Source organism: Microbacterium sp. LWH11-1.2 (assembly GCF_038397745.1).
In the GTDB taxonomy this organism is placed as follows: domain Bacteria; phylum Actinomycetota; class Actinomycetes; order Actinomycetales; family Microbacteriaceae; genus Microbacterium.
The window spans coordinates 2,292,788-2,317,016 of the sequence record NZ_CP151636.1; the positions used below are offsets into that span (position 1 = coordinate 2,292,788).

Sequence of the window (24,229 nt, forward strand, 5' to 3'; positions counted from 1 at the left end):
GCATGTCATGATCCGCTGTCGCCGTCGACGCTGCGGGTGTGGAATCGGAATATGAGTGATCTCGCCCCTGTTCTCGTCGGTGCCCGGCCGCTGACGCCCGCCGAAGTGGTCGCCGTCGCCCGGCACGGCGCGCCCGTCACGCTCGATCCCGCGGCCCTCGAGCGCGTCGCCGAGACGCGCCGGGTCATCGACGGACTCGCCGCCGACCCCGACCCCCACTACGGCGTCTCCACCGGATTCGGCGCGCTGGCGACCACCTTCATCGCGCCCGACCGGCGACTGCAGCTGCAGGCCAGCCTGATCCGCTCGCACGCGGCGGGCACCGGCACCGAGGTCGAACGCGAGGTCACGCGCGGTCTTCAGCTGCTGCGCCTGCAGACACTGGCATCGGGTCGCACGGGGGTGCGTCCCGTCGTCGTCGAGACCTACGCGGGTCTGCTCAACGCCGGGATCGCCCCGGTCGTGCGCGAGTACGGCTCCCTCGGATGCTCCGGCGACCTCGCCCCACTCGCGCACATCGCGCTCGCGGCGATGGGAGAAGGACAGGTCCGCACGGCGGACGGTCAGCTCGTCGACGCCGCTGCGGCGCTGGCCGCGGCCGGCCTCGAGCCGCTGACGCTCGTGGAGAAGGAGGGGCTCGCCCTCATCAACGGCACCGACGGCATGCTCGGGATGCTCCTGCTCGCACTGCACGACCTCGAGACGCTGCTCCTGACCGCCGACATGGCGGCGGCGATGTCGGTCGAGTCGCAGCTCGGCACCGATGCGGTGTTCGCGGCCGACCTCATGGCCCTGCGCCCGCAGACGGGGCAGGCCGTGTCGGCGGGCCACCTGCGGTCGTTCCTCGGCGACTCGCCCATCGTGCACAGCCACAAGGGCCCGGAGGACGGACGGGTCCAGGACGCCTACTCGCTGCGCTGCTCGCCGCAGGTGCACGGTGCCGCCCGCGACACGATGGGCTACGCGTCGACCATCGCCGAGCGCGAGCTCGCCAGCGTGATCGACAACCCCGTCATCACCGTCGACGGCCGCATCGAGTCCAACGGCAACTTCCACGGAGCGCCGGTCGCCGCGGTTCTGGACTTCCTCGCCATCTCGGTCGCCGACGTCGCCTCGGTCTCCGAGCGCCGCACCGATCGAGCGCTCGACCCCGCCCGCAGCCACGGGCTGCCGCCCTTCCTCGCCGACGAGGTCGGCGTCGACTCCGGCCTCATGATCGCGCAGTACGCGGCCGCGGGGATCGTGTCCGAGCTCAAGCGCCTGGCGGTGCCGGCATCCGTCGACTCGATCCCGTCGTCGGCGATGCAGGAAGACCACGTCTCGATGGGGTGGGCCGCTGCCCGCAAACTCCGTCGTGCGATCGACGGACTCGGGCGCGTGCTCGCGATCGAGATCCTCACCGGCGCTCGTGCGCTCGACCTGCGAGCCCCTCTGCAGGCCGGACCCGCCACCGGCGCCGTCCGCGACCTCGTCCGCACCGTGGCCGCAGGCCCCGGCCCAGATCGCTTCCTCTCTCCCGAGATGGAGGCCGTCACCGAACTCGTCCAGTCGGGCGCCGTCGCCCGTATCGCAAAGGAGCACTCCCATGGCTGACACTTCGACCGGTTCGGCGACCCAGTCGCGCGTCGTCCGCGCCGCCCGCGGCAACCAGCGCACCGCCAAGAGCTGGGGCGCCGAGGCCGCCAAGCGCATGCTCATGAACAACCTCGACCCCGAGGTCGCCGAGCACCCCGAGGACCTGGTCGTGTACGGCGGCACGGGCAAGGCCGCCCGCAGCTGGGAGGCGTACGACGCGATCGTGCGCACGCTCGACGAGCTGGAGCCGGATGAGACGCTGCTCGTGCAGTCGGGCAAGCCGGTCGGGGTGTTCCGCACCCACGAATGGGCGCCGCGCGTGCTGATCGCCAACTCGAACCTCGTGGGCGACTGGGCGAACTGGCCCGAGTTCCGTCGGCTCGAAGAGCTCGGACTGATCATGTACGGGCAGATGACCGCGGGGTCGTGGATCTACATCGGAACCCAGGGCATCCTGCAGGGGACCTATGAGACCTTCGCCGCCGTCGCCCGCTCGCTGGGTCGCGATTCTCTGCGCGGCACCCTCACCCTCACCGGTGGCGCCGGGGGCATGGGCGGTGCGCAGCCTCTGGCCGTCACCCTGAACGACGGCGTCGTCCTGATCGTCGATGTCGACGAGACGCGTCTCGCCCGTCGGGTGGAGCACGGCTACCTCGACGAGTACACGACCGATCTCGACGCCGCCGTGGCGAGGGTCACTGCGGCCAAGGAATCCGGAGAGCCTCTCTCGGTCGGTGTCGTCGGCAATGCGGCGGAGGTCTTCCCCGAGCTGCTGCGCCGCGGGGTGCCGATCGACATCGTGACCGACCAGACCAGCGCGCACGACCCGCTCGCCTACCTTCCGGTGGGCATCTCGGTCGCGGAGTGGAAGGCCGAGGCGGAGCGCGACGCCGAGGACTTCACCCGGCGCTCACGCGATTCGATGGCGCAGCACGTGGCGGCGATGGTCGCGTTCCAGGATGCCGGGGCCGCGGTGTTCGACTACGGCAACTCGATCAGGGCCGAGGCGCAGCTGGGCGGGTTCGACCGCGCCTTCGAGTTCCCCGGATTCGTGCCGGCGTACATCCGTCCCCAGTTCGAGGAGGGGCGCGGCCCCTTCCGCTGGGCAGCGCTCTCCGGCGACCCGGAGGACATCTACAAGACCGACCGGGCGATCGCGGAGCTCTTCCCCGACGACAAGCCTCTGCACCGCTGGCTCGAGAAGGCGGGGGAGAAGGTCCACTTCGAAGGGCTGCCTGCCCGCATCTGCTGGCTCGGGTACAAGGAGCGGCACCTTGCGGGCCTCAAGTTCAACGAGATGGTGGCATCCGGCGAGCTGTCCGCACCCATCGTGATCGGCCGCGATCACCTCGACTCGGGTTCGGTCGCCTCGCCGTATCGGGAGACCGAGGCGATGAAGGACGGTTCGGACGCGATCGCCGACTGGCCGCTGCTGAACGCACTGCTCAACACGGCATCCGGTGCCTCATGGGTGTCGCTGCACCACGGCGGCGGCGTCGGCATCGGCCGCTCGATCCACGCCGGTCAGGTCTCGGTCGCCGACGGCTCGGCGCTCGCCGCGGAGAAGCTCGAGCGCGTGCTGACCAACGACCCCGGTACCGGAGTCATGCGACACGTGGATGCCGGGTACGAGCACGCCCGCGAGGTGGCGCGTGAGCGCGGGCTGAAAGTGCCGATGCTGTGAGCACCGTCCTGATCACGAACATCGGCGAGCTGACGACCAACGTCGGCGTCGACGGCGACCCCTGCGGAACCCTTCACGACGCGGCGGTGCTCGTCGAGGACGGACGCATCGCCTGGGTGGGGGCGGCGGCGGATGCCGACCGCACGATCGCAGGCGAGGTCGTCGACGGGGGCGGTGGCGCCGTGATCCCGGGCTTCGTCGACAGTCACAGCCATCTCGTCTTCGGCGGCGACCGGGCCGCGGAGTTCGAGGCGCGGATGGCGGGGCAGAAGTATGCCGCGGGCGGCATCCGCTCCACCGTCGCCGCCACCCGCGCGGCGAGCGACGACGAGCTGCGCGCACGACTGCGGGGATTCGTCGACGAGATGCTCGCACAGGGCACCACGACCGTCGAGATCAAGAGCGGGTACGGCCTGAGCGTCGCGGACGAGGAGCGGCTCGTGCGCCTGGCCGCCGAGGTGACGCCTGAGGTGACGTTCCTCGGTGCGCACGTGGTACCGGCCGAGTACGCCGACCGGGCCGACGACTACGTCGACCTCGTGGTCGGACCGATGCTCGACGCCTGTGCTCCGCACGCCAGGTGGATCGACGTGTTCTGCGAGACCGGTGCCTTCACGGTGCCGCAGTCGCGGCGTGTGCTCGAGGCGGGCATCGCCCGGGGTCTCGCACCCCGCGTGCACGCGAGCCAGCTGGGCCCGGGGGAGGGCGTGCGTCTCGCGGTCGAGCTGGGCGCGGCATCCGTCGATCACGGCACGTACCTGACCGATGACGATGTCGCCGCGCTCGCCGCATCCGACACCGTGCTGACGCTGCTGCCCGGGGTCGAGTTCTCGACCCGTCAGCCGTACCCGGATGCGCGTCGTCTCATCGACGCCGGCGTGACGGTGGCGCTGGCCTGCGACACGAATCCCGGATCGAGCTTCACCTCATCGATGCCGTTCTGCATCGCGATCGCCGTGCGCGACATGGGGATGACGCCGGCGGAGGCCGTATGGGCGGCGACAGCGGGGGGAGCGCGCGCGCTGCGTCGAGACGACGTCGGCGCGATCACCCCCGGAGGGCGCGCCGACCTGGTCCTGCTCGACGCACCCACCCGCATCCATCTCGCCTACCGCCCCGGCGTCCCGCTGGTCCGCAGCGTCTGGAAGGACGGCATCCCGCTGGTGTGAGCGCCGCCGCGCGTCACGTCAGCGCCTGCGCGCACACCACGGCCGCAGCGGCCGACCAAGCCTGCGGACGGCAGGCGGCGGGGTACGGCACCGGCCGACCGCCGGGAATGCGCGCATCGCCGGCGTGCAGCTCGGGGACCCGGTAGTCGAATCCCTCGGCCGCGTCGAGAAGCTGCCGCGCGAGCACCCTGGCCTCGTCGGAGAGGCCGGAGCGCAGCATCCCGTGCACGGCGATCGCGGTGTCGTGGGTCCAGACGCTCCCGCCGTGATAGCTGAGCGGCCAGTAGCCGTCGGCACCCGTCGACATCGTGCGGATGCCGTATCCGCTCGACATGCTGTCGCCGGCGAGGAGCTCGACGCACACGCGCTCCTCGTCGGGGTCGAGGATGCCGGTGCCGAGCAGATGGCCGATGTTGCTGGTGAGCGTGTCGACGGCGGCGCCGTGCGCATCGAGGGCGATCGCCGGGTAGCGGCCCTCCTCCGTCGTGACCCAGAAGGCCTCCCGGAAGCGCGCGCGCAGGTCGGCGGCCCAGGTGCGCAGCTCCTCCGCGCCGGATTCGCCGAGTCGATCGAGCAGCGCAGCGCCGCGGACGGCGGCCTCGTAGGCGTATGCCTGCACCTCGCTCAGGGCGATCGGCCCTTCCGCCAGACGCCCGTCACGCCACTGGACTGAGTCGCCGGAGTCCTTCCAGCCCTGGTTCGCGAGACCGTGCCCCGATTCGTCGGCGTAGTCGATGAAGCCGCTTCCCGACGCATCGCCGTGCTCGACCATCCAGTCGACGGCGCCGCGCAGCGTGGGGAGGAGACCGCGCAGCTCGTCGTCGGGCATCCCGGCATCATGCGCATCAGCGAGCAGACACACCCACAGCGGCGTCGCATCGACCGTGCCGTAGTACAGCGGCGGGAGGTGCACTCCTTCGCCCGGAATGGTCAACCCGCTGCTGCGGAGTTCATGGGGGATCTTGCCGGGTGCCTCCGCCGTGGACACGTCATGCGTCGTGCCCTGGAGTCGGCCGAGCACCCGCAGGGTAGACGCGGCGATGGCGGGATCAGCGGCCAGCGCGAGACGCGCCGCCCAGATCGAATCCCGACCGAACAGCGTGAAGAACCAGGGCGCTCCCGCCGCGTAGAACGCGTCGTCCGGGTGCTCCGGTGTCGCCAGACGCAGGGCGCTGAGGTCGGCCGATGCCCGTGCGAGCCAGTGGGCGACCCGTGGATCAGCGACCTCCGGCAACTGCGCGGTCGCAGGATGCGCCGGTGCGGTGACCACCAGAGAGGTGTCAGCCAGCTCGAGCGTCCATTCGACGGTCTCCGCATCGCGCGCTGCGAGATCGAGCTCCCATCGCAGCGTCAGCCGCTCGCCGTCCGAGGTGACGGTCGCTCCGGGGGCGACCAGCGCGAAAGAGGCATCGTCGGCTCGGCAGGTGCGTCCGTCCCACGTCCAGGCGGCGTCGGTCGGCATGCCCGCCTTCACGAGTTGCATCGGCGCGAAGTCGGGCGTCAGCTGCACCGTGATGCCGATCGGCGTGGCCGCACGCAGGTGGCGGGAGACGCGGATCCGCTCCGAGAAGGAGCCGGCCGACACTCGGCGGTCGCGATCCAGCCGGACCTTGGGATCCGGCGTCTCGTCGTCCAGGCCGCGCAGCACATCCGTGAAGAGCACGCGCTGCGGGCTCGGCGACGAACAGCCGATCGACTCCAGGTCCGTCCCGTCGACGGCGATCTCCACGGCGCGGATCTGACGGACGTCGCCGTGGTAGATGCCGTGGATCGGGGCGGATCCCATCCCGCCGGCGTCGTCCGACCAGACCTGGGTCGGCGCCTCGAGCACGATCACGGCGGTGTCCAGCAGCGGTTGGAGGGGGGCGGTGGGGGTCATTCCTTGACGGCTCCTTCTGTCGAGTTCATGATGCGGCGCTGGAAGATGAAGAACATCACCGCGACGGGGATCGTCATGATGAGTGCGGCGGCCAGCTTGAGCGGATACTGCGTGCCCTGGCTCAGCTGCCCGCTGGCCAGGGAGGCGACGCCCTTCGTGAGCGTCGTCAGTGCCGGGTCGTTGGTCGACACGATGAAGTGGCTCAGCTCGTTCCACGATCCCTGGAAGGACAGGATCACGATCGTCACCAGTGCGGGCGTCGCCATCGGCAGGACCACCGACCAGAAGATGCGGAAGGTGCCAGCGCCGTCGATCCGCGCCTGCTCCTCCACCGATTCGGGGATCGATTCGAAGAAGTTCTTCATGATGAAGACGCCGGCGGCGTCGACGAGCAGCGGGAGGATCATCCCGGCGTACGAGTTGAACATCCCGAGCTGGTTGATCACGAGGAACTTCGGGATCAGCAGCACGACCGTCGGCACGGACATGACCGCGACGAGCGCCGCGAACACGACGCCGCGACCGCGGAAGCGGAGCCGGGCGAGGGCGTAGCCGGCGAGCGAGTTGAAGAACACCCGGCCGATCGTGACGAACACGGTCACGATCGCGCTGTTGACGAACCAGGACGGGAAGTCCGAGCGGGCGAAGAGCCGTTCGTAGGCCGCGAAGCTCCAGACCTCGGGGATCAGCGAGATGCCCGAGCTCGCCGCCTCCTCATCGGTCTTGAAGCTCGTGGCCACCTGCACCAGGAAGGGGTAGATGTAGATCACGGCGAGGACGATGAGCAGCGTGTAGAGCACGATCTGCCCCGTGAGCTGCTTCGGCGAGAGCCTCATGACGCCTTCCCCTTTCCGGCGATCTCGTAGGCGCGGATACGGCGACGGGAGACGGGCTTGTCGCGCAGCACCCAGCGCTGCAGGAGCGTGAAGGTCACGATGATGACGAACAGGATGAAGGCGATGGCCGCCCCCTGGCCCCATTCCTGGTTCTGGAACGCGGTCTGGTACGACAGGTACGCCGGGGTGAGAGTGGTCTTGCTCGGCGCGCCCCGCGTGCCGGTGTAGATCTGGTCGAAGACCTGCCAGCATCCGATCAGCCCGAGGGTGAGCACGGTGAAAAGAGTCGGTCGCAGCTGCGGAAGGGTGATGCGCCAGAACCGCTGCCATCCGTTCGCGCCGTCCATCATCGCGGCCTCGTCGACGTCGCCGCCGATGTTCTGCAGGCCCGCGAGGAAGATGAGCATGAAGGTTCCGGAGGTCGTGAACACCGCCATGAAGATGAAGGCGCTCATCGCGACGGAGGGGCCGGCGAACCAGTCCCACCAGGTGATCCCCAGGGCACCTGACTGCGTCAGCGCGTCGGGCCCGCTGTCGACGCCGAACACGCCGAGGAGCAGGTGGAGGATGCCGCGGGGGTCGTTGAACCAGTTCGGGCCGTTGATCCCGAACCAGAAGAGCACGTCGTTGACGGCGCCGCTCGCGGAGAAGAGGAACAGCCACAGCACGGTGATGGCGACGGAGCTCGTGACCGAGGGGAAGTAGTACGCGGTGCGGAAGAAGCCGCGGCCCCGCAGCATCGCCCGGTTGACGAGCACCGCCAGGAAGAGGGCCAGCGCGGTCTGCAGCGGCACGACGAGCAGCACGTACCACGCGTTGTTGCGCAGCGCCGTGCCGAAGTCCTTGGTCGCCAGGCCGCCGTCGGCGAGCACGGCCGAGTAGTTGCCGGCGCCGACGAACGACACCGACCCCGACAGGGGGCTGCCGCGACCTGCCCAGTCCGACATGCTGACCCACAGCGCCATGAGCACCGGGACCAGGAGGAAGACGCCGAGGATGGCGATCACCGGGGCGGTGAACAGCCACCCGGCGGCGGCCTCGCCGCGGCGGAGCCCGGAGGCACCTCCGCGACGAGGTTTCGACCGCTGGGCCATGACTACTCGACGATCGCTTCGAGGTTGGTCTGCACCGATCCGAGGATCGAGGCCGGATCGCCGCTCTTCAGCGTCTCGATCTGGGCGTTGAAGTCGGCGATGACATCGGCAGACCCGGCCTGGTTCGGCGGGAACTGGGCGTACTCGGCGCCCGCGAGGAACGGCGCGAGGGGCTCGTTCGCCGCAGTCCACTCATCCGCGGCGGACTGGATGGACGGCATGGGTCCGAAGGCCTCCGAGAACGCGAGCTGGCTGTCGGCGCTGGTCAGGTATTCGACCAGCTCGAGCGCGGCCTGCTGATTCGGGCTGTCAGCGGCCATGCCCCAGCAGTTCGTGAACTGCAGAGTGCCCTTGTCCGCGGGGCCCTCGGGAAGCTCGGCGACCGTGTACTCGACGCCGCTGAAGTCGTTCGTGAGAGCGCCGGTGATCCAGTTGCCCTCGATCACCATGGCCGCGGCCCCCTTGCCGAACGCCTCGCCGCCCCAGCCCGCGCCGACGTCCTTCGCGAACGCGAACGTGCCGTCGGCGAGATGCGTCTTCACGTACTCGAGGGCCTCGAGGTTGGCGGGGTCGTCTGCGATCGCGGCGCCGTCGCGGACGAGACCGCCGCCCGCCTGCGCCATGAACGTGCCGACGCGCTGATACTCGGCGCCGAAGGCGAGCCCAACGTGATCGGCGCTCGTCAGCGTCTTCGCCACCGCGGCGAGCTCGTCCCAGGTGGTGGGGATGTCGGCGTCGGTGAGCCCGGCCTCCGCCCACATCGTCGTGTTGATGATCAGCGCGAGCGAAGAGAAGTCCTTCGGGGCGCAGACGAACTCGTCGTCGATGGTGAAGTTCTCGACGAGGGACGGGTAGAAGTCGTCCTTGTTCGAGAGCTGATCGCCGTAGGCCTTCAGAGAGTCGTTCGCCGCGAACCCGGCGGCCTGATCGGCCGAGAGGTAGAAGAGGTCCGCGGGTGCGCCGGCGGCGAAGCCCTGCGAGAGCTCCTGGTCGAGGTTGGTGGCGACCTGCACCGTGACGTCGGTGCCGGACTCTTCGGACCACGCGTCCACCGCGGCCTGCACGGCCTCGGTCTCGGCGTCGCCGGAGGAGCCGATGAGCACCGTGAGCGCGTCGTCCGAGGAGGTGAGGCCCTCGGCATCGGGGGCGCCCCCGTCATCGCCGGCGAAGCCGGAGCCGCAGCCTGCGAGGATGAGCGTGCTGGCTAACAGCACGGCTCCTGTGCCGAAAGATGTCCGAGTGGTGTGCCGTGTCATTGTCTCTCTCCCTTGATGAGTCATTGTCGGGTAAAATTTGATCGATCAAACTCTGCGTGGATTAGGCTAGGCGCGAGGTGCGGGAGTGTCAAGCCCGCCGCAGACGAACGGGTGCGAGGAGGTGCCGTGGCGAAGGCTCCCACCGTCGAGGACGTCGCCGAGCGCGCAGGCGTCTCTCGGCAGACCGTGTCGAACGTGCTCAACACCCCCGACATCGTGCGCCCGGCGACGAAGGAGCGCGTGCTCGCGGCGATCCACGAGCTCGGCTACCGACGTCACGCGGCCGCGCGGCAGTTGCGCCTGCGCCGCAGCTCGACGATCGGCATCCGGCTGGACCCCTACCTCGGCGGCGTCTCGGGCGTCGTGCTCGACCGCTTCGTGCACGCGATCACCGAGCGCGCGAGCGAACGCGGGATGCGGATGCTCGTCTACGCGGCACGCACGCCGGAGGAGGAGATCGCCCGGCTGTCCGAGCTGTGGGAAGGATCGGAGATCGACGCCGCGATCATCACCGGCACGATCCGCGACGACGCGCGTGTGCGCAGCCTCGACGACGCGGGCCTGCCCTTCATCTCCTTCGGCCGGCCCTGGGGAGAGGATGACATCGCCGACCCCCGGCACCTCTGGGTCGACGTCGACTGCGCCGCCGGCACCCGTGCCGCGACCGAGCACGCGCTCACCCACGGGAAGAACGTCGCCTTCCTCGGGTGGCCAGAGGGATCGGGAACCGGTGACGATCGTGAGAGAGGCTGGCGCGAGGCGATGGGTGCGTCCGGTGGTAACGGGGTGCGACTCACCGCGGAGGACAGCGTGCCTCTCGCCCGGGCGAGCGTCGATGCCGTCCTGGCCGACGGCGACGCGCCCGATGCGGTGGTCTGCGCCAGCGACACGCTCGCCGTGGGTGCGCTCCTCGCAGCCAACGCCGCCGGACGCTCGGTGCCGGTGATCGGCTTCGACAACACCCCGACAGCCGTGGCGCTGGGATTCTCGAGCGTGGAACAGCGCCCGGAGGATGTCGCCACGGCGGTCCTCGAACTCCTCATGGGGCCGACGGGGGAGATCGTCGCGCCGCGCCGTCTGGAAGCCGGGACGGCGCACGCCCTGATCACGCCGGAGCTGGTCGTCCGCTGACGGAGCGCGCGGCCCTCGCTGCCGAAGTCACCCCGGCCCGCGGGTCACGCCGTCGTCGCCGCGAGCAGGTAGTCCAATCGAGACGCCGGATCTCCGCCCAGAGTGAGGAAGCGGGGACCCCCGACGGCCTCGCGCTCATCGGCGAGGTCGAGCAGTGCCGCATCCATCGCCTCGCGCAGCGCCATGTCCTCGTCGACGGGCACCCGGATGGGGTGCCGGTCGTCCAACGGCAGGAGCACGACCAGGTCGACATTCGCCAGAGAATCGTCGGCGATGGCCGTCGCATGGGCGACGAGCGCGCCGTCGCTGCGTCCCAGCTGCTCCAGCGCAGCCAGGTAGGCGACGAAGTCGAGGGGCCCGCGTTCGGAGATGACAGTCGATTCCCCCGCCGTCTCGCGCACGCGCGACGCCGTGAAGCGCAACTGCGCGGCGAAGCTCGCGGCGCTCGCCGGGTCGTCGAGGTCGAGATCCTCGAACGGGTCGCCGAGGACGAGGTACTCGGGTCGCCGTGCGACGAAGTCCGCGATGAGGGTGCTTTTGCCGCTGCCGTGCGTGCCCGAGACGATGATCCTCATGACCGTGCGGCGAGCCCGGCCAGCAGCTCCAGCACGCAGAGCGCTGCGAGGCGGACGGTGCGGGCGTCATCGGTGTCGGCGGTCGCGTCGACCTCGGCCAGGTCGGCGCTGATCACGCGCGGGTCGGAGGCCACGGCGCGGGTGAGTGCGCGCACCTCCCACGCCTGCAGGCCGCCGGGAACGCTGGCCGGGCAGCCGGGGGCGACCGCGCGGTCGCACACGTCGACGTCGATGTCGAGGTGCACGCGCGGGTCGGTGCCCGCACCGGCGATCTCGACCGCCTCGGCCACCACGTCGTCGATGCCGCGGCGTCGCAGCTCGTCGAGCGTGATGACGCGGATGCCCCAGTCCGCGGCGCGCCGTGCGTAGGCGGCGGAGTTGGCGAAGTCGGCGATGCCGATCTGCACGATGCGCGTCGGGTCGATGCACATCGTGTTGAGGGTCGACGTCACCGGCACGTCTTCGACCAGGCGCCGCACGGGAGTGCCGTTGGAGACGCCGTCGCGCAGATCGAAGTGCGCGTCGAACGTGATGAGCCCGGTCGCCCGGGCACCCAGGGCGACCGGGTAGGTGAGCGAATTGTCGCCGCCGAGGGCGATCACGAGCCCGGTCGTCGCCGAGAGCTCGCGCACCCGCGCGATCACCTCGGCCTCTCCGCCGTCGCCGTCGGGCTCTTCGATGTCACCGGCATCCGCGACCCGCAGCAGATCGTTCAGATCGCGGATCGGCGGGCCCATCAGCGTCGTCCCGTAGCGGGGGAGGGCATCGCGGATCGCCGCCGGCGTCGCGCGCGCTCCTGTCGGAGACAGGGAGGTGCGCCATGTCGGCACTCCGAGGAGCACCGCGTCGGCCGTGCCGTCAAAGGTCGGCCAGGCGCCGGCGCGCGGCCAGAGAGGATCGTGCGACAGAGGCATGTCAGACTCCGGGGATCAGGGCGTGGGCGATCGTGAAGATCGCGAGACCGGCGAGGGCGCCGACGAACGTGCCGTTCAAGCGGATGTACTGCAGGTCGCGGCCCACCATGAGCTCGATCTTCTCGGTGGTCTCGGCGGGATCCCAGCGCTCGACCGTGTCGGTGATGATCGAGGCGATGTCATGCCGGTAGCGGTCGACGAGGAAGACGGCGGCATCCGACACCCAGGTGTCGACGCGGTGCTGCAGCGCGGCATCCGTCGTCAGGCGCTCGCCCACCTCCTGGAGGGCGCGCACGGCGCGCCGACGCAGCCCGCTCTCCGGATCCGCGAGGGCGGTGAGCAGACCGTTCTTCGCGGTGTTCCATGCCTCGGCCGCGAGGGCGCCCACCCGCGGGCTGTCGAACAGCGACGCCTTCGCGTTCTCGAGCTTCGCCCGGGTCTCGGGATCGTTCTGCAGGTTGTCGGCCAGTCGGGAGAGATACCCGTCGATCGCGATCCGCGCCGGATGCCGCGGGTCGGCCTGCACGGCATGCACGAACTTGATGGCCTCGTTGTAGACGGTGTCGTCGACGAATCGGTGCGCGAGCTTGGGCACCCAACCGGGCAGGCGACGGGAGACGAGGCCGGAGAACGACTCGGCGTTCGCTTCGAGCCATCGTCCGATGTTGTCCACCGCGAGGTCGACGGCGCCGTGGTGCGCATCGGCGGCGACGATCTTCTCCAGCCAGACGCCCGCGGGCGGTCCCCACTCCGGTTCGACGAGGTGCTCGCGGGCGAGGTCGGTGATGAGGTCGCGGACGTCGTCGTCGCTGAGCGCGTTGAGCACGGCCGTGGCGATCGTGGCGCCTTCAGCGCCGACGCGCTCGGCGTGCGGTCCTTCCTTCAGCCACTCGCCCGCACGCAGTGCGATCGCGGTGCTCGACAGCTTCGTGCGCACGACGCCGGCTTCGAGGAAGTTGGTCTCCACGAACTCGCCGAGCGTGCGCCCGATCTCGTCCTTGCGGCTCGGGATGATCGCGGTGTGCGGGATCGGGAGCCCGAGCGGCCGCCGGAACAGGGCGGTCACGGCGAACCAGTCCGCCAGGGCGCCGACCATTCCGCCCTCGGCGGCGGCGCGCACGTACGCGAGCCAGCCCCATCGCTCCTGGAAGGCGAAGGCGAAGACGAACGCGACCGCCATGAACACCAGCGCGCCGAGGGCCACGGCCTTCATGCGACGGAGGGCGCGCAACCGCTCCTGGTCGGCGGGCGAGAGCTGCGCCATCGGTGTTCGCGGCATGACGCCATCCTTTCACGCGGAGAGTACCCTCGAGACGTGATCGAAGACATCAAGAAGCGCGCTCTGCACCGCACCAGCATCCTCGAGGGTCAGATGCGCGGCGTCGCGCGGATGATCGAGAACGAGGAGTACTGCATGGACATCATCACGCAGTCCCGTGCGATCCAGCGCTCACTCGAGTCGCTGAACCGTCTGCTGCTCGAGAATCACCTGCGCACGCACGTCACGCACATGTTCGACGAGGGGGGAGAGGAGCGCGACAAGGCGGTCGCCGAGCTTCTCAAGGCGTTCGACTTCGACCGCAAGTAGGGTCGGGCCCGACGCGCTCCTCTGCGGTCACCGCTTCCCGTCGAAGATCTCGCCCTCCATCGCGTCGTAGCCCTCGGCCTGCGGGTCTCCGTGCGAACCGCCCGAGAGCGCGTACTCCTCTTCCGGGGAGAGCACGAGGCGGTGCCGGAAGAACAGGCCGAATCCGAGCAGGATGATCGCGTAGACGATCGCGATCGCGATGATGGCCGGGCCGAACGTCGGGTTCAGCAGGAAGCCCACGAAGATGAGCGCGGCGATCACGAGCGCGATCACGGCGCCCGGGATGCCCCAGGGGCTCACATAGGGGCGGTCGACGTTCGGGAACTTCTTGCGCAGGATGATGAACGACACGAGCTGGAGCCCATAGGCCACGACCGCACCCCAGACGGCGATGTTCAGCACGATCGCGCCGGCGACCGTCCCTGCACCCTCCGAGTCGACCGCCGTGAGCACATCGAGCACGATCAGAGCGACGAAGCCGATCGCGGCCCCCACGGTGAGGGCCACCCACGGGGTCTGACGCTTCCCGGTGAGGGAGAGGAACCGCGGGTAGTAGCCGGCGCGGGACAGCGAGTACATGTTGCGGCCGTAGGCGAACATGATGCCCTGCAGTGACGCGAGCAGACCGATCAGGGCGAACAGCGCCAGCACCGCGGCGAGCTGGTCTCCGACGATCGCGCGGAAGCCGTCGAGGAGCGGCTCGCCGGCGGTGCCGGTGGCCTCGGCACCGATCACTCCGGTGTTGAGGAACAGCACCAGGAGGCCGGTCACGATGAGGGTGCCCCGGGCCCAGAATCCGGCCTTCGGGATGTCGCGGGTCGGGTTGTGCGACTCCTCGGCGGCCAGCGGCAGCTCCTCGATCCCCAGGAAGAACCACATCGCGAAGGGCAGGGCGAACAGGATCGGCAGCACGCCGTGCGGGAGGAAGGTCGACTGTCCCTCGTCGGGGACGATGTCCCACAGCGCGTCCCAGCTGAAGGCGCCGGAGAAGATCGCCATCACGGAAAACACGAGGATGATGCCGATCGAGATCACCGAGACGACGATCGCGAAGCGGAAGGAGATCGCGGCGCCCGCGGAGTTCAGCGCGATGAAGACGACGTAGAGGATGAGGTACCAGACCCACCCCGGCAGCTCGAGACCGAGCAGCTCGCTCGTGATGCCGTTCGCATACGATGCCGAGAAGTAGACGATCACCGCCGTGGTGGCGACGTACTCGATCGTCTCGGCGGCGCCGGTGACCAGGCCTCCCCAGGGGCCCATGGCCGATCGGGCGAACGAGTAGGCCCCGCCCGTGTGGGGCATGGCGGCCGCCATCTCGCCGATCGCGAAGATCATGCCGTAGTACATGGCGACGAGGATCGCGAAGGCGATCAGCATGCCACCGAAGCCCGCGAAGTCGATGCCGAAGTTCCAACCGGAGAAGTCGCCGGAGATGACGGCGGCGACGGCGAGACCCCAGAGTCCCCAGACGCCGGCCGATCTCTTCAGGGTCCGTTTCTCGAAGTAGTCACTCCCGGCACGTGTATAGGTCGCCCCAGCGACCTTGCGGGATTCATTGCTCTGCTCAGACATCCGCTCTCCGTTCGCATGCACACAGGCGCCGGGTGCACCTTGCGGATGATTGTGGCAGTCAATGGTGGTTTCGTCTACCTTTAGACGTCGAGGTGATCTACTCTGAGGGCGAAGCCGGTCGGTCGATCGCCTTCACCACGACGACGGGAGCGAGAAGATGTCGGGAAACCTGAGCATCGAGCAGCTGGATGCCGGCATCGCCGCCGGCGAGATCGACACGGTGATCGTGGCCTTCGCCGACGCGCAGGGACGACTGGTCGGCAAGCGGGTCTCCGCGCGGCTGTTCCAGGAGGACATCCTGCATCACGGCGCCGAGGCCTGCGACTACCTGCTGTCGGTCGATGTCGACATGAACACGGTCGACGGCTACGCGATGTCGGGCTGGAACCGCGGATACGGCGACATGGTGCTGCGCCCCGATGTCGTCACGCTCCGTCGGTTGCCGTGGCTCGAGGGCACGGTCCTGATCATGGCCGATCTGGTCTGGCAGAACGGCGAGCCGGTGGGGCCGTCGCCGCGCGCGATCCTCGATCGGCAGCGCGATCGCCTGGCCGAACGGGGATGGACCGCCTTCTCGGGAACCGAGCTCGAGTTCATCGTGTTCGAGAACACCTACCGCGACGCCTGGGCGCGCAAGTACGAGGGACTGACGCCGGCGACCGACTACAACGTCGACTACAACCTGCAGGCCTCGACCCGGATGGAGCCGCTGCTGCGCGACATCCGCAACGGGATGGACGGCGCGGGCATGTACTGCGAGGGCGTCAAGGGCGAGTGCAACCTCGGCCAGCAGGAGATCGCGTTCCGCTACGCCGAAGTGCGCGAGACCGCCGACCAGCACGTGATCTACAAGAACGGTGCGAAGGAGATCGCCGCGCAGCACGGGCAGGCGCTCACCTTCATGGCGAAGTTCAACGAGCGCGAGGGCAACAGCTGCCACATCCACCTCTCGCTGCGTGCGGATGACGGCACTCCGGTGATGGCCGGCGACGGAGCGCACGGGTTCAGCCCGGTCATGGAGCACTGGATCGCCGGCATCCTGGCGACGCTCCGCGAGTTCACGCTGCTCTACGCGCCGAACATCAACTCCTACAAGCGCTTCGCCAAGGGCAGCTTCGCGCCGACCGGCGTCGCCTGGGGCATCGACAACCGCACCTGCGCGCTGCGCGTGATCGGCAGCGGTTCCGGGCTCCGGGTCGAGAACCGGGTGCCCGGCGGCGACGTGAACCCGTACATGGGCATCTCGGCGATCATCGCCGGCGGCCTGTACGGCATCGAGAACGAGCTGCCGCTGCCGGAGCGCTTCGAGGGCAACGCCTACGAGGCCGGCGTCGACCACCTCCCGACGACTCTCCGCGAGGCGGCGCAGCTGTTCAGCGAGTCGACCATCGCGAGGGCGGCGTTCGGCGACGACGTCGTGGACCACTACCTGAACCAGGCGCGCATCGAGCTCGAGGCCTACGACGCCGCCGTCACCGACTGGGAGCGCATCCGTGGTTTCGAGCGGCTCTGATCCGGCACCGCTGATCGGTGTCACGACCTATCTGGAGCGGGCGCAGCAGGGGGTGTGGGATGTGCGGGCCGCGTTCCTCCCCGAGCAGTACCTGACCGGGGTGACCGCATCGGGCGGCATCGCGCTGCTGCTGCCCCCGCAGGATCCGGAGACGGCGGATGCGGCCATCGCCGGAATGGACGGACTCATCCTCTCTGGCGGGGCCGACGTCGCCCCCGAGCTCTACGACGAGGAGCGGCATCCGCTCACCGATCCCGCCCGCACCGACCGCGACGCCTGGGAGCTCGCCCTGTTCCGCGCGGCGGAGCGGCGGCGCATCCCGGTGCTCGCGATCTGCCGGGGTCTGCAGCTCGTGAACGTCGCCCGCGGCGGCACCCTCCAGCAGCATCTGCCCGAGACTCTGGGAACCGAGCGCTATCGTCTCGGCGGCGGCGTCTTCGCCGAGAACGACATCGAGGTGTCGGACGACACGGCGCTCGCCGGGGTCCTCGGCGCGGGCGGGCTGCGGGTGCACAGCTATCACCACCAGGGCATCGATCGGCTCGGAGACGGACTGACCGCAGCCGCGCGCTCCGACGACGGACTCGTGCAGGCGTTCGTCGACACCTCGGCCGGCCATGTCGTCGGCATCCAATGGCATCCGGAGGAGAACGCCGAGGATCGGCGTCTCTTCGCCGATCTCGTCTCACAGGCTCGCGCGTTCGCCGCGCGACGGAAGGAAGAATCGCGATGAGTGCGTTCACCGTCATCAATCCGTCGACCGGCGCGGCGATCCGCGACGTCGCCCGCGCCGACATCGGAGAGACGGATGCCGCGATCGCCCGCGCCGTCGTCGCGCAGCGCCGGTGGGCGGCGCTGGCACCGGTCGTCCGCGCGGACGCGCTCCGGGCGTTCGCCCGCGCGGTCGAGGGTGCCGTCGAAGAGCTCGCCCAGCTCGAGGTGCTCAACTCCGGGCATCCGATCGGCTCCGCCCGCTGGGAGGCGGGGCACGTCGCCCAGGTGCTCAACTACTACTCCGCCGACCCGGAGCGCCTGTCCGGTCGGCAGATCCCGGTGGCCGGCGGGCTCGACGTGACCTTCCACGACCCCTACGGCGTGGTCGGCGTCATCGTGCCGTGGAACTTCCCCATGACGATCGCGTCGTGGGCGTTCGCCCCGGCGCTCGCCGCAGGCAACGCGGTGGTGCTGAAGCCGGCCGAGCTGACCCCGCTCACCGCGATCCGCCTCGGCGAGCTCGCGCTCGAGGCAGGGCTCCCCGATGGACTGTTCGAGGTCGTGACCGGCTCGGGCTCGGTGGTGGGCCAGCGACTGGTCGAGCATCCCGACGTGCGCAAGGTGGTCTTCACCGGGTCGACCGAGGTCGGCATCGAGGTGGCGGCGGGCTGTGCGCGTGCGCTCAAGCCGGTGACGCTCGAGCTCGGCGGCAAGAGCGCGAACATCGTCTTCGCCGACGCCGATCTCGAGCGGGCGGCGGCCGCGGTGCCCGGCTCGGTGTTCGACAACGCCGGCCAGGACTGCTGCGCACGCAGCAGGCTGCTCGTGCAGCGCTCGGTCTACGACCGCTTCCTCGAACTGCTCGAGCCGGCCGTCGCGGCCTGGCGCGTGGGAGACCCCGGCAGCTCCGACACCGACATGGGCCCGCTCATCTCGGCCGGACACCGCGACACCGTCTCCTCCTTCCTCGACGGCGCCGACATCGCGTTCCGCGGTACCGCGCCCGAGGGGGACGGGTTCTGGTTCGCCCCGGCCGTCGTGCGCGCCGACCCCTCCGACCGCATCGCCCAACAGGAGGTCTTCGGCCCCGTCGTCGCGGTGATGCCGTTCGAGGACGAGGCCGACGCGATCCGCCTGGCGAACGACACGGTGTACGGGCTCGCAGGCTCCGTATGGACCGAGAGCCTCGGACGCGGTGTGCGCGTGGCGCGAGGCGTGCGCAGCGGTGTGCTGTCGGTGAACTCGCACTCCTCGGTGCGCTACGCGACGCCGTTCGGCGGCATGAAGGCCTCCGGCCTCGGGCGTGAGCTCGGTCCGGACGCCGCCGAGCACTTCACCGAGACCAAGAACGTCTTCTTCGCGACCGATGAACCCTGATCGCGTCGCACCCCACACCCCACAGAGCGGAGAACCCACATGAGCATCGATCTGACCCAGCGCCTGAAGGACCGCGTCGCCATCGTCACCGGTGGTGCGAGCGGCATCGGGTTCGCCACCGCCGAGCGCTTCGCGGCAGAGGGAGCCTTCGTCGTCATCGCCGACGTCGACCCGGCGACGGGCGAGGAGGCTGCGGCGAAGGTGGGCGGGGTGTTCCGCCCTGTCGACGTCGCCGACGAGGCCAAGGTGAACGCGCTGTTCGACGGAGTGGCTGCGGAGTTCGGCCGCATCGACATCGCCTTCAACAACGCCGGCATCTCACCGGCCGACGACGACTCGATCGAGACGACGGAGCTGCCGGCGTGGGACCGGGTGCAGGATGTGAATCTCAAGAGCGTGTACCTGTGCAGCCGTGCGGCGCTGCGGCACATGGTGCCGGCGGGACGCGGCTCGATCATCAACACGGCGTCGTTCGTCGCGCTGCTGGGCTCGGCGACCTCGCAGATCAGCTACACCGCGTCTAAGGGCGGCGTGCTCGCGATGTCGCGCGAGCTGGGCGTGCAGTTCGCCCGGCAGGGGGTGCGCGTGAACGCGCTGTGCCCCGGACCGGTGAACACGCCGCTGCTGCAGGAGCTGTTCGCCAAGGACCCGGAGCGCGCGCAGCGACGGCTCGTGCACGTGCCGATGGGGCGCTTCGCGGAACCGTCGGAACTGGCGGCGGCCGTGGCCTTCCTCGCCTCGGACGACTCGTCGTTCATCACCGCGAGCGCTTTCGTCGTGGACGGCGGGATCACGAACGCCTACGTCACCCCGCTGTGAACGACCACGACGGCGACCTCGTCGAGGTGCGGAGAGCGGTCTATCGGCCGCTGCGGCGCGGCAACGCCCTGGAGGACGCGGTCGCCCGTCTCGTGCAGACGATCCGTCTCGGCGTGGTCGCCCCGGGGGAGTCCCTGCCCCCGGAGCGGGAGCTCGCGGCATCCTTCGGCGTGAGTCGCGACACCGTGCGCGAGGCCATCCGCGAACTGGCCGACACCGGCTATCTCCTTCCCCGTCGAGGACGGTACGGAGGGACCTTCGTCGCGGATCCGCTGCCGCACCCGTCGGTCCCCGGCGCCGTGACACCGGAGAAGATCGACGATGTCCTCGGCCTGCGGCGCGTTCTCGAGACCGGTGCCGCCCGCGCGGCCGCGAGCCGGTCCCTCGACGCCGCGACCCGTGCGGATCTGTGGGCGCGGCATGAGGCCGCGCTGCCGGCGGGACCGGACGAGTATCGACGCCTCGACACCCTGCTGCATCTCGCGATCGCGGAGGCCGCGGGCATCCCCTCACTCGTCGCGCTCGTGGCCGAGAACCGCGCCGACGTCAATGCCTGGCTCGACACGTTCCCGCTGATGCCGCGGAACATCCAGCACTCGGGGGAGCAGCACGAGAGCATCGTCTCCGCGATCCTCGCCGGACGAGCGGATGCCGCGGAGGCGGCGATGCGCGATCATCTCGCCGGCTCCGAGGCGCTGCTGCGCGGCTTCCTGACGTGACGGTCACCCGGCCGCTCGGATCGCCGGATCAGCGGTCGTCGTATCCCCAGCGGATGCCGAGCGCGCCAGGACCGAAGTCCCGACGCGTCTGATGCACCGAGGTCTGCGGCCGGAGCGGGCGGTAGACCGTGCCGTCCGTCGACTCGGTCCGTTCGAGCTCGTCGAGCCAGTCCGGGACGGCGTCCTCATGGAATCGCGTCCACAGGACGAGGTCGCGGATGGGGCGCACGACGAAGGCGCCGGTCTCCGGCTGCGAGGTGTACTCCTCGTGCCCTTCCATCGTGACCTCGATCATCGTCGTCGCGCCGAGCGTGAGCGGCTGGTCGAGCTTCAGGACGTAGGCGTACACGTGCTCGCTGACGTGCAGGTGATCGCGGACCATCCGCGCCCCTCGCACCGTCATCTCCGGGCGGTCGATGACGTCCTCCGCCGACAGCAGGGTGTACGTCACGTGGTCGACGGTCGCGGGGATGACGGACTGGATCAGGGTCTGGGCGGCACGGCGGCGCAGGTAGCCGTCGGCGGACACATCCGCGATCACATGCGTCGAGAGCTCACGGGTGATGTCGAGCGGCGGCGCATCGAGGAGCTCGAGCGTCTCGGACAGCGCCCGGGTGATCTGCTCCTCCGTGAACGGGTTGCGGGGTTCGTGCAGCGCTCCCAGGCGCACGCGCTCCGGCACCAGGCCGCCGAGAGCCCCCGATGGCAGGCCGAGAAGCCGCTCGATGTCCTCGACGGCGGCGAGCGAGGCTGCTCCCTCGGGTGCGCGCTCCCCGGAGCGCCAGTAGCTGAGTGTCGTGAGCGAGACGGGGTTGGCGCGGGCGACGAGTCGGCGCTGGAGCGACGAGAGCGAGATGCCGCTCGCGGTGAGCGCTGCTCCGAACGCCCTGCTGAACGAGTCGCGTCCGTCGGGAACCTCAGCTGCCATCCCACCCTCCTCTCCCCGACGATAGTCCCGTCAGCGGTCGAACCCCCATCGGATGCCGAGGATGCCGGGCCCGAAATCCCGGCGTGACTGGTGGATGGAGTCGCGCGGAGACAGCGCCCGCGACACCAGGCCGTCGGTCGCGGGCGTGCGCTCGAACTCCGTCGTCCAGTCGGGGACGGCATCCGGATGGAAGCATGTCCAGACGACGAGGTCACGGATCGGACGCATCACGAAGGCGGCCGTCTCGTCCTCGGCCGGGAGCTCTCCCGCGGGCGGCGGAGGGACAGCCATCCCGATCTCGAGCATCGTCGTCGCGCCCATCACCAGCGGTCGATCCAGGCGGAGCACGCAGGCGTAGACGTGCTCGCTCTCGTGCAGGTGCTCGCGCACCAGGGTCGCTCCCCGGAGCGTGCACTCCGGCCGGCGGACGACCCTCTCGACGGACATCAGGGCGTAGGTCATCTCGTGGACGAACGGTGCGACGGCCTGCACGAGGACCTGCGCCGTGCGATCGCGGAGCAGTCCGTTCTCGTCGACGGTCGACACCACGTGCGCGGACAGCGACCTCGTCGCCTCGATCGGCGGTGCATCGAGCAGCCTCAGGGTCTCGGCCGCCGCTTCGCGGACCTGGGATTCGGTGAACGGGTTCTGTGCGGGCGCGAGCGACCCGAGTCGTGCGCGCGTGCTCACGAGATCGAGCAGAGCGCCCGGGTCCAGTCCGAGCAGGCGCTCGACGTCCTCCAGCGCGGTCAGCGACCGCAGGCCGTCGGGGTGCCGTTCTCCCGACCGCCAGTAGCTGAGGGTCGCGACCGAGATGGGGTTCGCCCGGTCCTTGAGCCGTCTGTGCAGCCAGGACAGCGAGACCCCTCGCGCCGTGATCGCCCCCGAGAAGGCCTGCGCGAAGGCCGTCCGATTCTCTTCCCCCGTGTCGAGCATGATGTCTCCCGGGCGCCACCGTAGCGCCGGAGAGAGGGGCGGTATCCGCGCGACCCGATATGCTGCATCACCGCGCTCCGGCGGTCAGAGCACCGCCTGCGCGCGCGTCAGGACGTCGCGGAGGATCTGCTCGATCTCCCGGAACTCCGCCGGGCCCGTGGTGAGCGGGGGAGCGAGCTGGATGACGGGATCGCCCCGGTCGTCGGCGCGGCAGTAGAGCCCGGCCGCGAACAGAGCGGGGGAGAGGAATCCTCGCAGCAGCCGCTCGGATTCCGCATCGTCGAAGGTCTCCTTGGTGCTCTTGTCCTTCACAAGCTCGATTCCGAAGAAGTACCCGTCGCCGCGCACGTCGCCCACGAGGGGCAGATCGCTCAGCTTCTCGAGCTCGGCGCGGAACAGCGGAGAGTTCTCCCGCACGCGGGCGTTGAGTCCCTCCTCGTCGAAGATCGCGAGGTTCTCCAGCGCCACCGCCGCCGACACGGGATGGCCGCCGAACGTGTAGCCGTGGGGGAACGACACGTCTCCGTGCGAGAAGGGCTCGTAGATGCGGTCGCTGACGATCGTGGCGCCGATGGGGGAGTAGCCGCTGGTCATCCCCTTCGCGCAGGTGATCATGTCGGGCACGTAGCCGAGGCCCGTGCAGGCGAACGTGTGGCCGAGCCGGCCGAAGGCGCAGATGACCTCGTCCGAGACGAGCAGCACATCGTGACGGTCGCAGATCTCGCGCACGCGGGCGAAGTAGCCGGGAGGAGGCGGGAAGCACCCGCCGGAGTTCTGCACCGGCTCGAGGAACACCGCGGCCACCGTGTCGGCACCCTCGAAGAGGATCATCTCCTCGATGCGGTCGGCCGCCCAGCGTCCGAACGCCTCGAGGTCGTCGGCGGGCGCGCCCATCTCGGCCGCGCGGTAGAAGTTGGTGTTCGGCACGCGGAAGCCCCCGGGCGCGACCGGCTCGAACATGGCCTTCATCGCCGGGATCCCGGTGATCGCGAGCGCGCCGTGCGGCGTCCCGTGGTAGGCGACCGATCGCGAGATCACCTTGTGCTTGGTGGGCCTGCCCTGCAGCTTCCAGTAGTGCTTGGCCAGCTTCAGCGCGGTCTCCACGGCCTCGCCGCCGCCGGTCGAGAAGAAGACCCTGTTCAGATCTCCCGGAGCCTCGTCCGCGAGCCGGTCGGCCAGTTCGATCGCGGCGGGGTGGGCGTAGGACCACAGCGGGAAGAACGACAGCTCGGCGGCCTGGGCGGCGGCCGCCTCGGCCAGGCGGCGCCTGCCGTGTCCGGCGTTCACCACGAACAGTCCGGAGAGGCCGTCGAAGTACTCCTTGCCCGAGGAATCCCAGATCCGGTGCCCGTCGCCCTTGACGATGATCGGCACGCCCGACTCGGCCATCGTGGACTGCCGGGTGAAGTGCATCCAGAGATGATCCTTCGCCATCTTCTGCAGCGCGGATTCCGACGGGGTCGTGCGGGTCGTGCTCATCTGGTCCCCCAGTTGTAGAGCTGCTTCTGCAGCTTGGCGTAGATGAAGGTCTCGGTCGACACCACGCCCTCGATCGGACGGATGACGTCGTTGATGAGGGCCAGCAGCTGATCGTCGTCCTCGCAGACGACCTCGGCGAGCACGTCGAACGCTCCGACGGTGATCACCACGTAGTCGATCGCCTCGACCCGGGCGATCGCCTCCGCGACGATCCGCGTGTCGCCGGAGACGCGGATGCCGATCATGGCCTGACGGTGGAAGCCGAGCTGCATCGGATCGGTCACCGCGACGATCTGCATCACGCCCGATTCGGTCAGCCGCTGCACCCGCTGACGCACGGCGGCCTCGCTCAGGCCGACCACGCGGCCGATGTCGGAGTAGGAGCGGCGTCCGTCCTCTTGGAGCAGCTCGATGATCGTCTTGGACACCGCGTCGAGCGATGAGTGCTTCTTCACCGAACTCATGGTG

The 24,229-nt window shown here is 69.8% G+C and carries 22 protein-coding genes; 10 read left to right on the forward strand and 12 right to left on the reverse strand.

Features of this window, described 5'->3' with window-relative positions; translation table 11 throughout:
- The first annotated feature begins 51 nt into the window (after positions 1-51).
- The 3 genes from hutH to hutI are packed head-to-tail and all read left to right on the forward strand — an operon-like array spanning position 52 to position 4,428.
- Positions 52-1,593 carry a histidine ammonia-lyase gene (hutH, locus tag MRBLWH11_RS11120; protein ID WP_341944903.1) on the forward strand — a complete coding sequence of 514 codons (1,542 nt, stop codon included), beginning with the start codon at positions 52-54 and terminating at the stop codon, positions 1,591-1,593.
- Positions 1,586-3,259 (forward strand): urocanate hydratase, encoded by a 1,674-nt coding sequence (hutU, locus tag MRBLWH11_RS11125; protein ID WP_341944905.1) that lies wholly within the window; start codon positions 1,586-1,588, stop codon positions 3,257-3,259. The genes hutH and hutU overlap by 8 nt, the downstream gene beginning before the upstream one ends.
- Positions 3,256-4,428, forward strand: coding sequence for an imidazolonepropionase (gene hutI, locus MRBLWH11_RS11130; RefSeq protein ID WP_341944906.1), 1,173 nt, complete (start codon positions 3,256-3,258; stop codon positions 4,426-4,428). The genes hutU and hutI overlap by 4 nt, the downstream gene beginning before the upstream one ends.
- Positions 4,429-4,441: 13 nt before the next feature.
- Here the strand turns inward: hutI and MRBLWH11_RS11135 are convergent, their stop codons facing one another.
- From MRBLWH11_RS11135 to MRBLWH11_RS11150, 4 genes are read right to left on the reverse strand one after another with little or no spacing between them, the layout of a single operon-like run.
- On the reverse strand, positions 4,442-6,307 hold the full coding sequence (locus MRBLWH11_RS11135; RefSeq protein ID WP_341944907.1) for a glycogen debranching N-terminal domain-containing protein: 1,866 nt from the start codon (positions 6,305-6,307) through the stop codon (positions 4,442-4,444).
- Positions 6,304-7,143 carry a carbohydrate ABC transporter permease gene (locus MRBLWH11_RS11140; protein ID WP_341944908.1) on the reverse strand — a complete coding sequence of 280 codons (840 nt, stop codon included), beginning with the start codon at positions 7,141-7,143 and terminating at the stop codon, positions 6,304-6,306. The genes MRBLWH11_RS11135 and MRBLWH11_RS11140 overlap by 4 nt, the downstream gene beginning before the upstream one ends.
- Positions 7,140-8,237: a sugar ABC transporter permease gene (locus MRBLWH11_RS11145; protein ID WP_341944909.1), complete on the reverse strand. Its 1,098-nt coding sequence runs from the start codon at positions 8,235-8,237 to the stop codon at positions 7,140-7,142. Before MRBLWH11_RS11145 ends, MRBLWH11_RS11140 begins: the two co-directional genes overlap by 4 nt.
- 2 nt (positions 8,238-8,239) lie before the next feature.
- Positions 8,240-9,493: an extracellular solute-binding protein gene (locus MRBLWH11_RS11150; RefSeq protein WP_341944910.1), complete on the reverse strand. Its 1,254-nt coding sequence runs from the start codon at positions 9,491-9,493 to the stop codon at positions 8,240-8,242.
- 126 nt (positions 9,494-9,619) lie between these two features.
- Between MRBLWH11_RS11150 and MRBLWH11_RS11155 the strand changes: the two genes are divergently transcribed.
- Positions 9,620-10,624 (forward strand): LacI family DNA-binding transcriptional regulator, encoded by a 1,005-nt coding sequence (locus MRBLWH11_RS11155; protein WP_341944912.1) that lies wholly within the window; start codon positions 9,620-9,622, stop codon positions 10,622-10,624.
- A 44-nt stretch (positions 10,625-10,668) separates the two neighbouring features.
- On the opposite strand, the gene MRBLWH11_RS11160 is transcribed toward MRBLWH11_RS11155, so the two are convergent.
- From MRBLWH11_RS11160 to MRBLWH11_RS11170, 3 genes are read right to left on the reverse strand one after another with little or no spacing between them, the layout of a single operon-like run.
- Positions 10,669-11,199: an AAA family ATPase gene (locus MRBLWH11_RS11160; RefSeq protein WP_341944913.1), complete on the reverse strand. Its 531-nt coding sequence runs from the start codon at positions 11,197-11,199 to the stop codon at positions 10,669-10,671.
- On the reverse strand, positions 11,196-12,113 hold the full coding sequence (locus tag MRBLWH11_RS11165; protein ID WP_341944914.1) for an agmatinase family protein: 918 nt from the start codon (positions 12,111-12,113) through the stop codon (positions 11,196-11,198). Before MRBLWH11_RS11165 ends, MRBLWH11_RS11160 begins: the two co-directional genes overlap by 4 nt.
- 1 nt (position 12,114) lies before the next feature.
- Positions 12,115-13,392, reverse strand: coding sequence for a DUF445 domain-containing protein (locus MRBLWH11_RS11170; RefSeq protein WP_116636986.1), 1,278 nt, complete (start codon positions 13,390-13,392; stop codon positions 12,115-12,117).
- 36 nt (positions 13,393-13,428) lie between these two features.
- Between MRBLWH11_RS11170 and MRBLWH11_RS11175 the strand changes: the two genes are divergently transcribed.
- Positions 13,429-13,701, forward strand: a complete 273-nt coding sequence (locus tag MRBLWH11_RS11175; RefSeq protein WP_056517673.1) for a metal-sensitive transcriptional regulator — start codon at positions 13,429-13,431, stop codon at positions 13,699-13,701.
- 27 nt (positions 13,702-13,728) lie between these two features.
- Here the strand turns inward: MRBLWH11_RS11175 and MRBLWH11_RS11180 are convergent, their stop codons facing one another.
- Entirely contained in the window at positions 13,729-15,276 is a 1,548-nt protein-coding gene (locus MRBLWH11_RS11180) for an amino acid permease (RefSeq protein ID WP_116636985.1), read from the reverse strand.
- Positions 15,277-15,433: 157 nt separating this feature from the next.
- Between MRBLWH11_RS11180 and MRBLWH11_RS11185 the strand changes: the two genes are divergently transcribed.
- Genes MRBLWH11_RS11185 through MRBLWH11_RS11205 form a run of 5 tightly spaced genes read left to right on the forward strand, consistent with a single transcriptional unit; the run spans position 15,434 to position 20,418 of the window.
- Positions 15,434-16,789: a glutamine synthetase family protein gene (locus tag MRBLWH11_RS11185; protein ID WP_341944915.1), complete on the forward strand. Its 1,356-nt coding sequence runs from the start codon at positions 15,434-15,436 to the stop codon at positions 16,787-16,789.
- On the forward strand, positions 16,770-17,522 hold the full coding sequence (locus MRBLWH11_RS11190; protein ID WP_341944916.1) for a gamma-glutamyl-gamma-aminobutyrate hydrolase family protein: 753 nt from the start codon (positions 16,770-16,772) through the stop codon (positions 17,520-17,522). The genes MRBLWH11_RS11185 and MRBLWH11_RS11190 overlap by 20 nt, the downstream gene beginning before the upstream one ends.
- On the forward strand, positions 17,519-18,880 hold the full coding sequence (locus MRBLWH11_RS11195; protein WP_341944917.1) for an aldehyde dehydrogenase family protein: 1,362 nt from the start codon (positions 17,519-17,521) through the stop codon (positions 18,878-18,880). The genes MRBLWH11_RS11190 and MRBLWH11_RS11195 overlap by 4 nt, the downstream gene beginning before the upstream one ends.
- A gap of 39 nt (positions 18,881-18,919) precedes the next feature.
- Complete coding sequence (locus MRBLWH11_RS11200) at positions 18,920-19,699, forward strand: 3-oxoacyl-ACP reductase (protein ID WP_341944918.1); 780 nt, start codon at positions 18,920-18,922, stop codon at positions 19,697-19,699.
- On the forward strand, positions 19,696-20,418 hold the full coding sequence (locus tag MRBLWH11_RS11205) for a GntR family transcriptional regulator (RefSeq protein ID WP_341944919.1): 723 nt from the start codon (positions 19,696-19,698) through the stop codon (positions 20,416-20,418). Before MRBLWH11_RS11200 ends, MRBLWH11_RS11205 begins: the two co-directional genes overlap by 4 nt.
- Before the next feature lie 28 nt (positions 20,419-20,446).
- On the opposite strand, the gene MRBLWH11_RS11210 is transcribed toward MRBLWH11_RS11205, so the two are convergent.
- The 4 genes from MRBLWH11_RS11210 to MRBLWH11_RS11225 form a co-directional block, all read right to left on the reverse strand.
- Positions 20,447-21,346: a hypothetical protein gene (locus MRBLWH11_RS11210; RefSeq protein ID WP_116636980.1), complete on the reverse strand. Its 900-nt coding sequence runs from the start codon at positions 21,344-21,346 to the stop codon at positions 20,447-20,449.
- A gap of 30 nt (positions 21,347-21,376) precedes the next feature.
- Positions 21,377-22,282 (reverse strand): hypothetical protein, encoded by a 906-nt coding sequence (locus MRBLWH11_RS11215; protein ID WP_341944920.1) that lies wholly within the window; start codon positions 22,280-22,282, stop codon positions 21,377-21,379.
- A gap of 84 nt (positions 22,283-22,366) precedes the next feature.
- Entirely contained in the window at positions 22,367-23,761 is a 1,395-nt protein-coding gene (locus tag MRBLWH11_RS11220) for an aspartate aminotransferase family protein (protein WP_116636978.1), read from the reverse strand.
- Positions 23,758-24,225 carry an Lrp/AsnC family transcriptional regulator gene (locus tag MRBLWH11_RS11225; RefSeq protein ID WP_341944922.1) on the reverse strand — a complete coding sequence of 156 codons (468 nt, stop codon included), beginning with the start codon at positions 24,223-24,225 and terminating at the stop codon, positions 23,758-23,760. Before MRBLWH11_RS11225 ends, MRBLWH11_RS11220 begins: the two co-directional genes overlap by 4 nt.
- Positions 24,226-24,229: the final 4 nt, after the last annotated feature.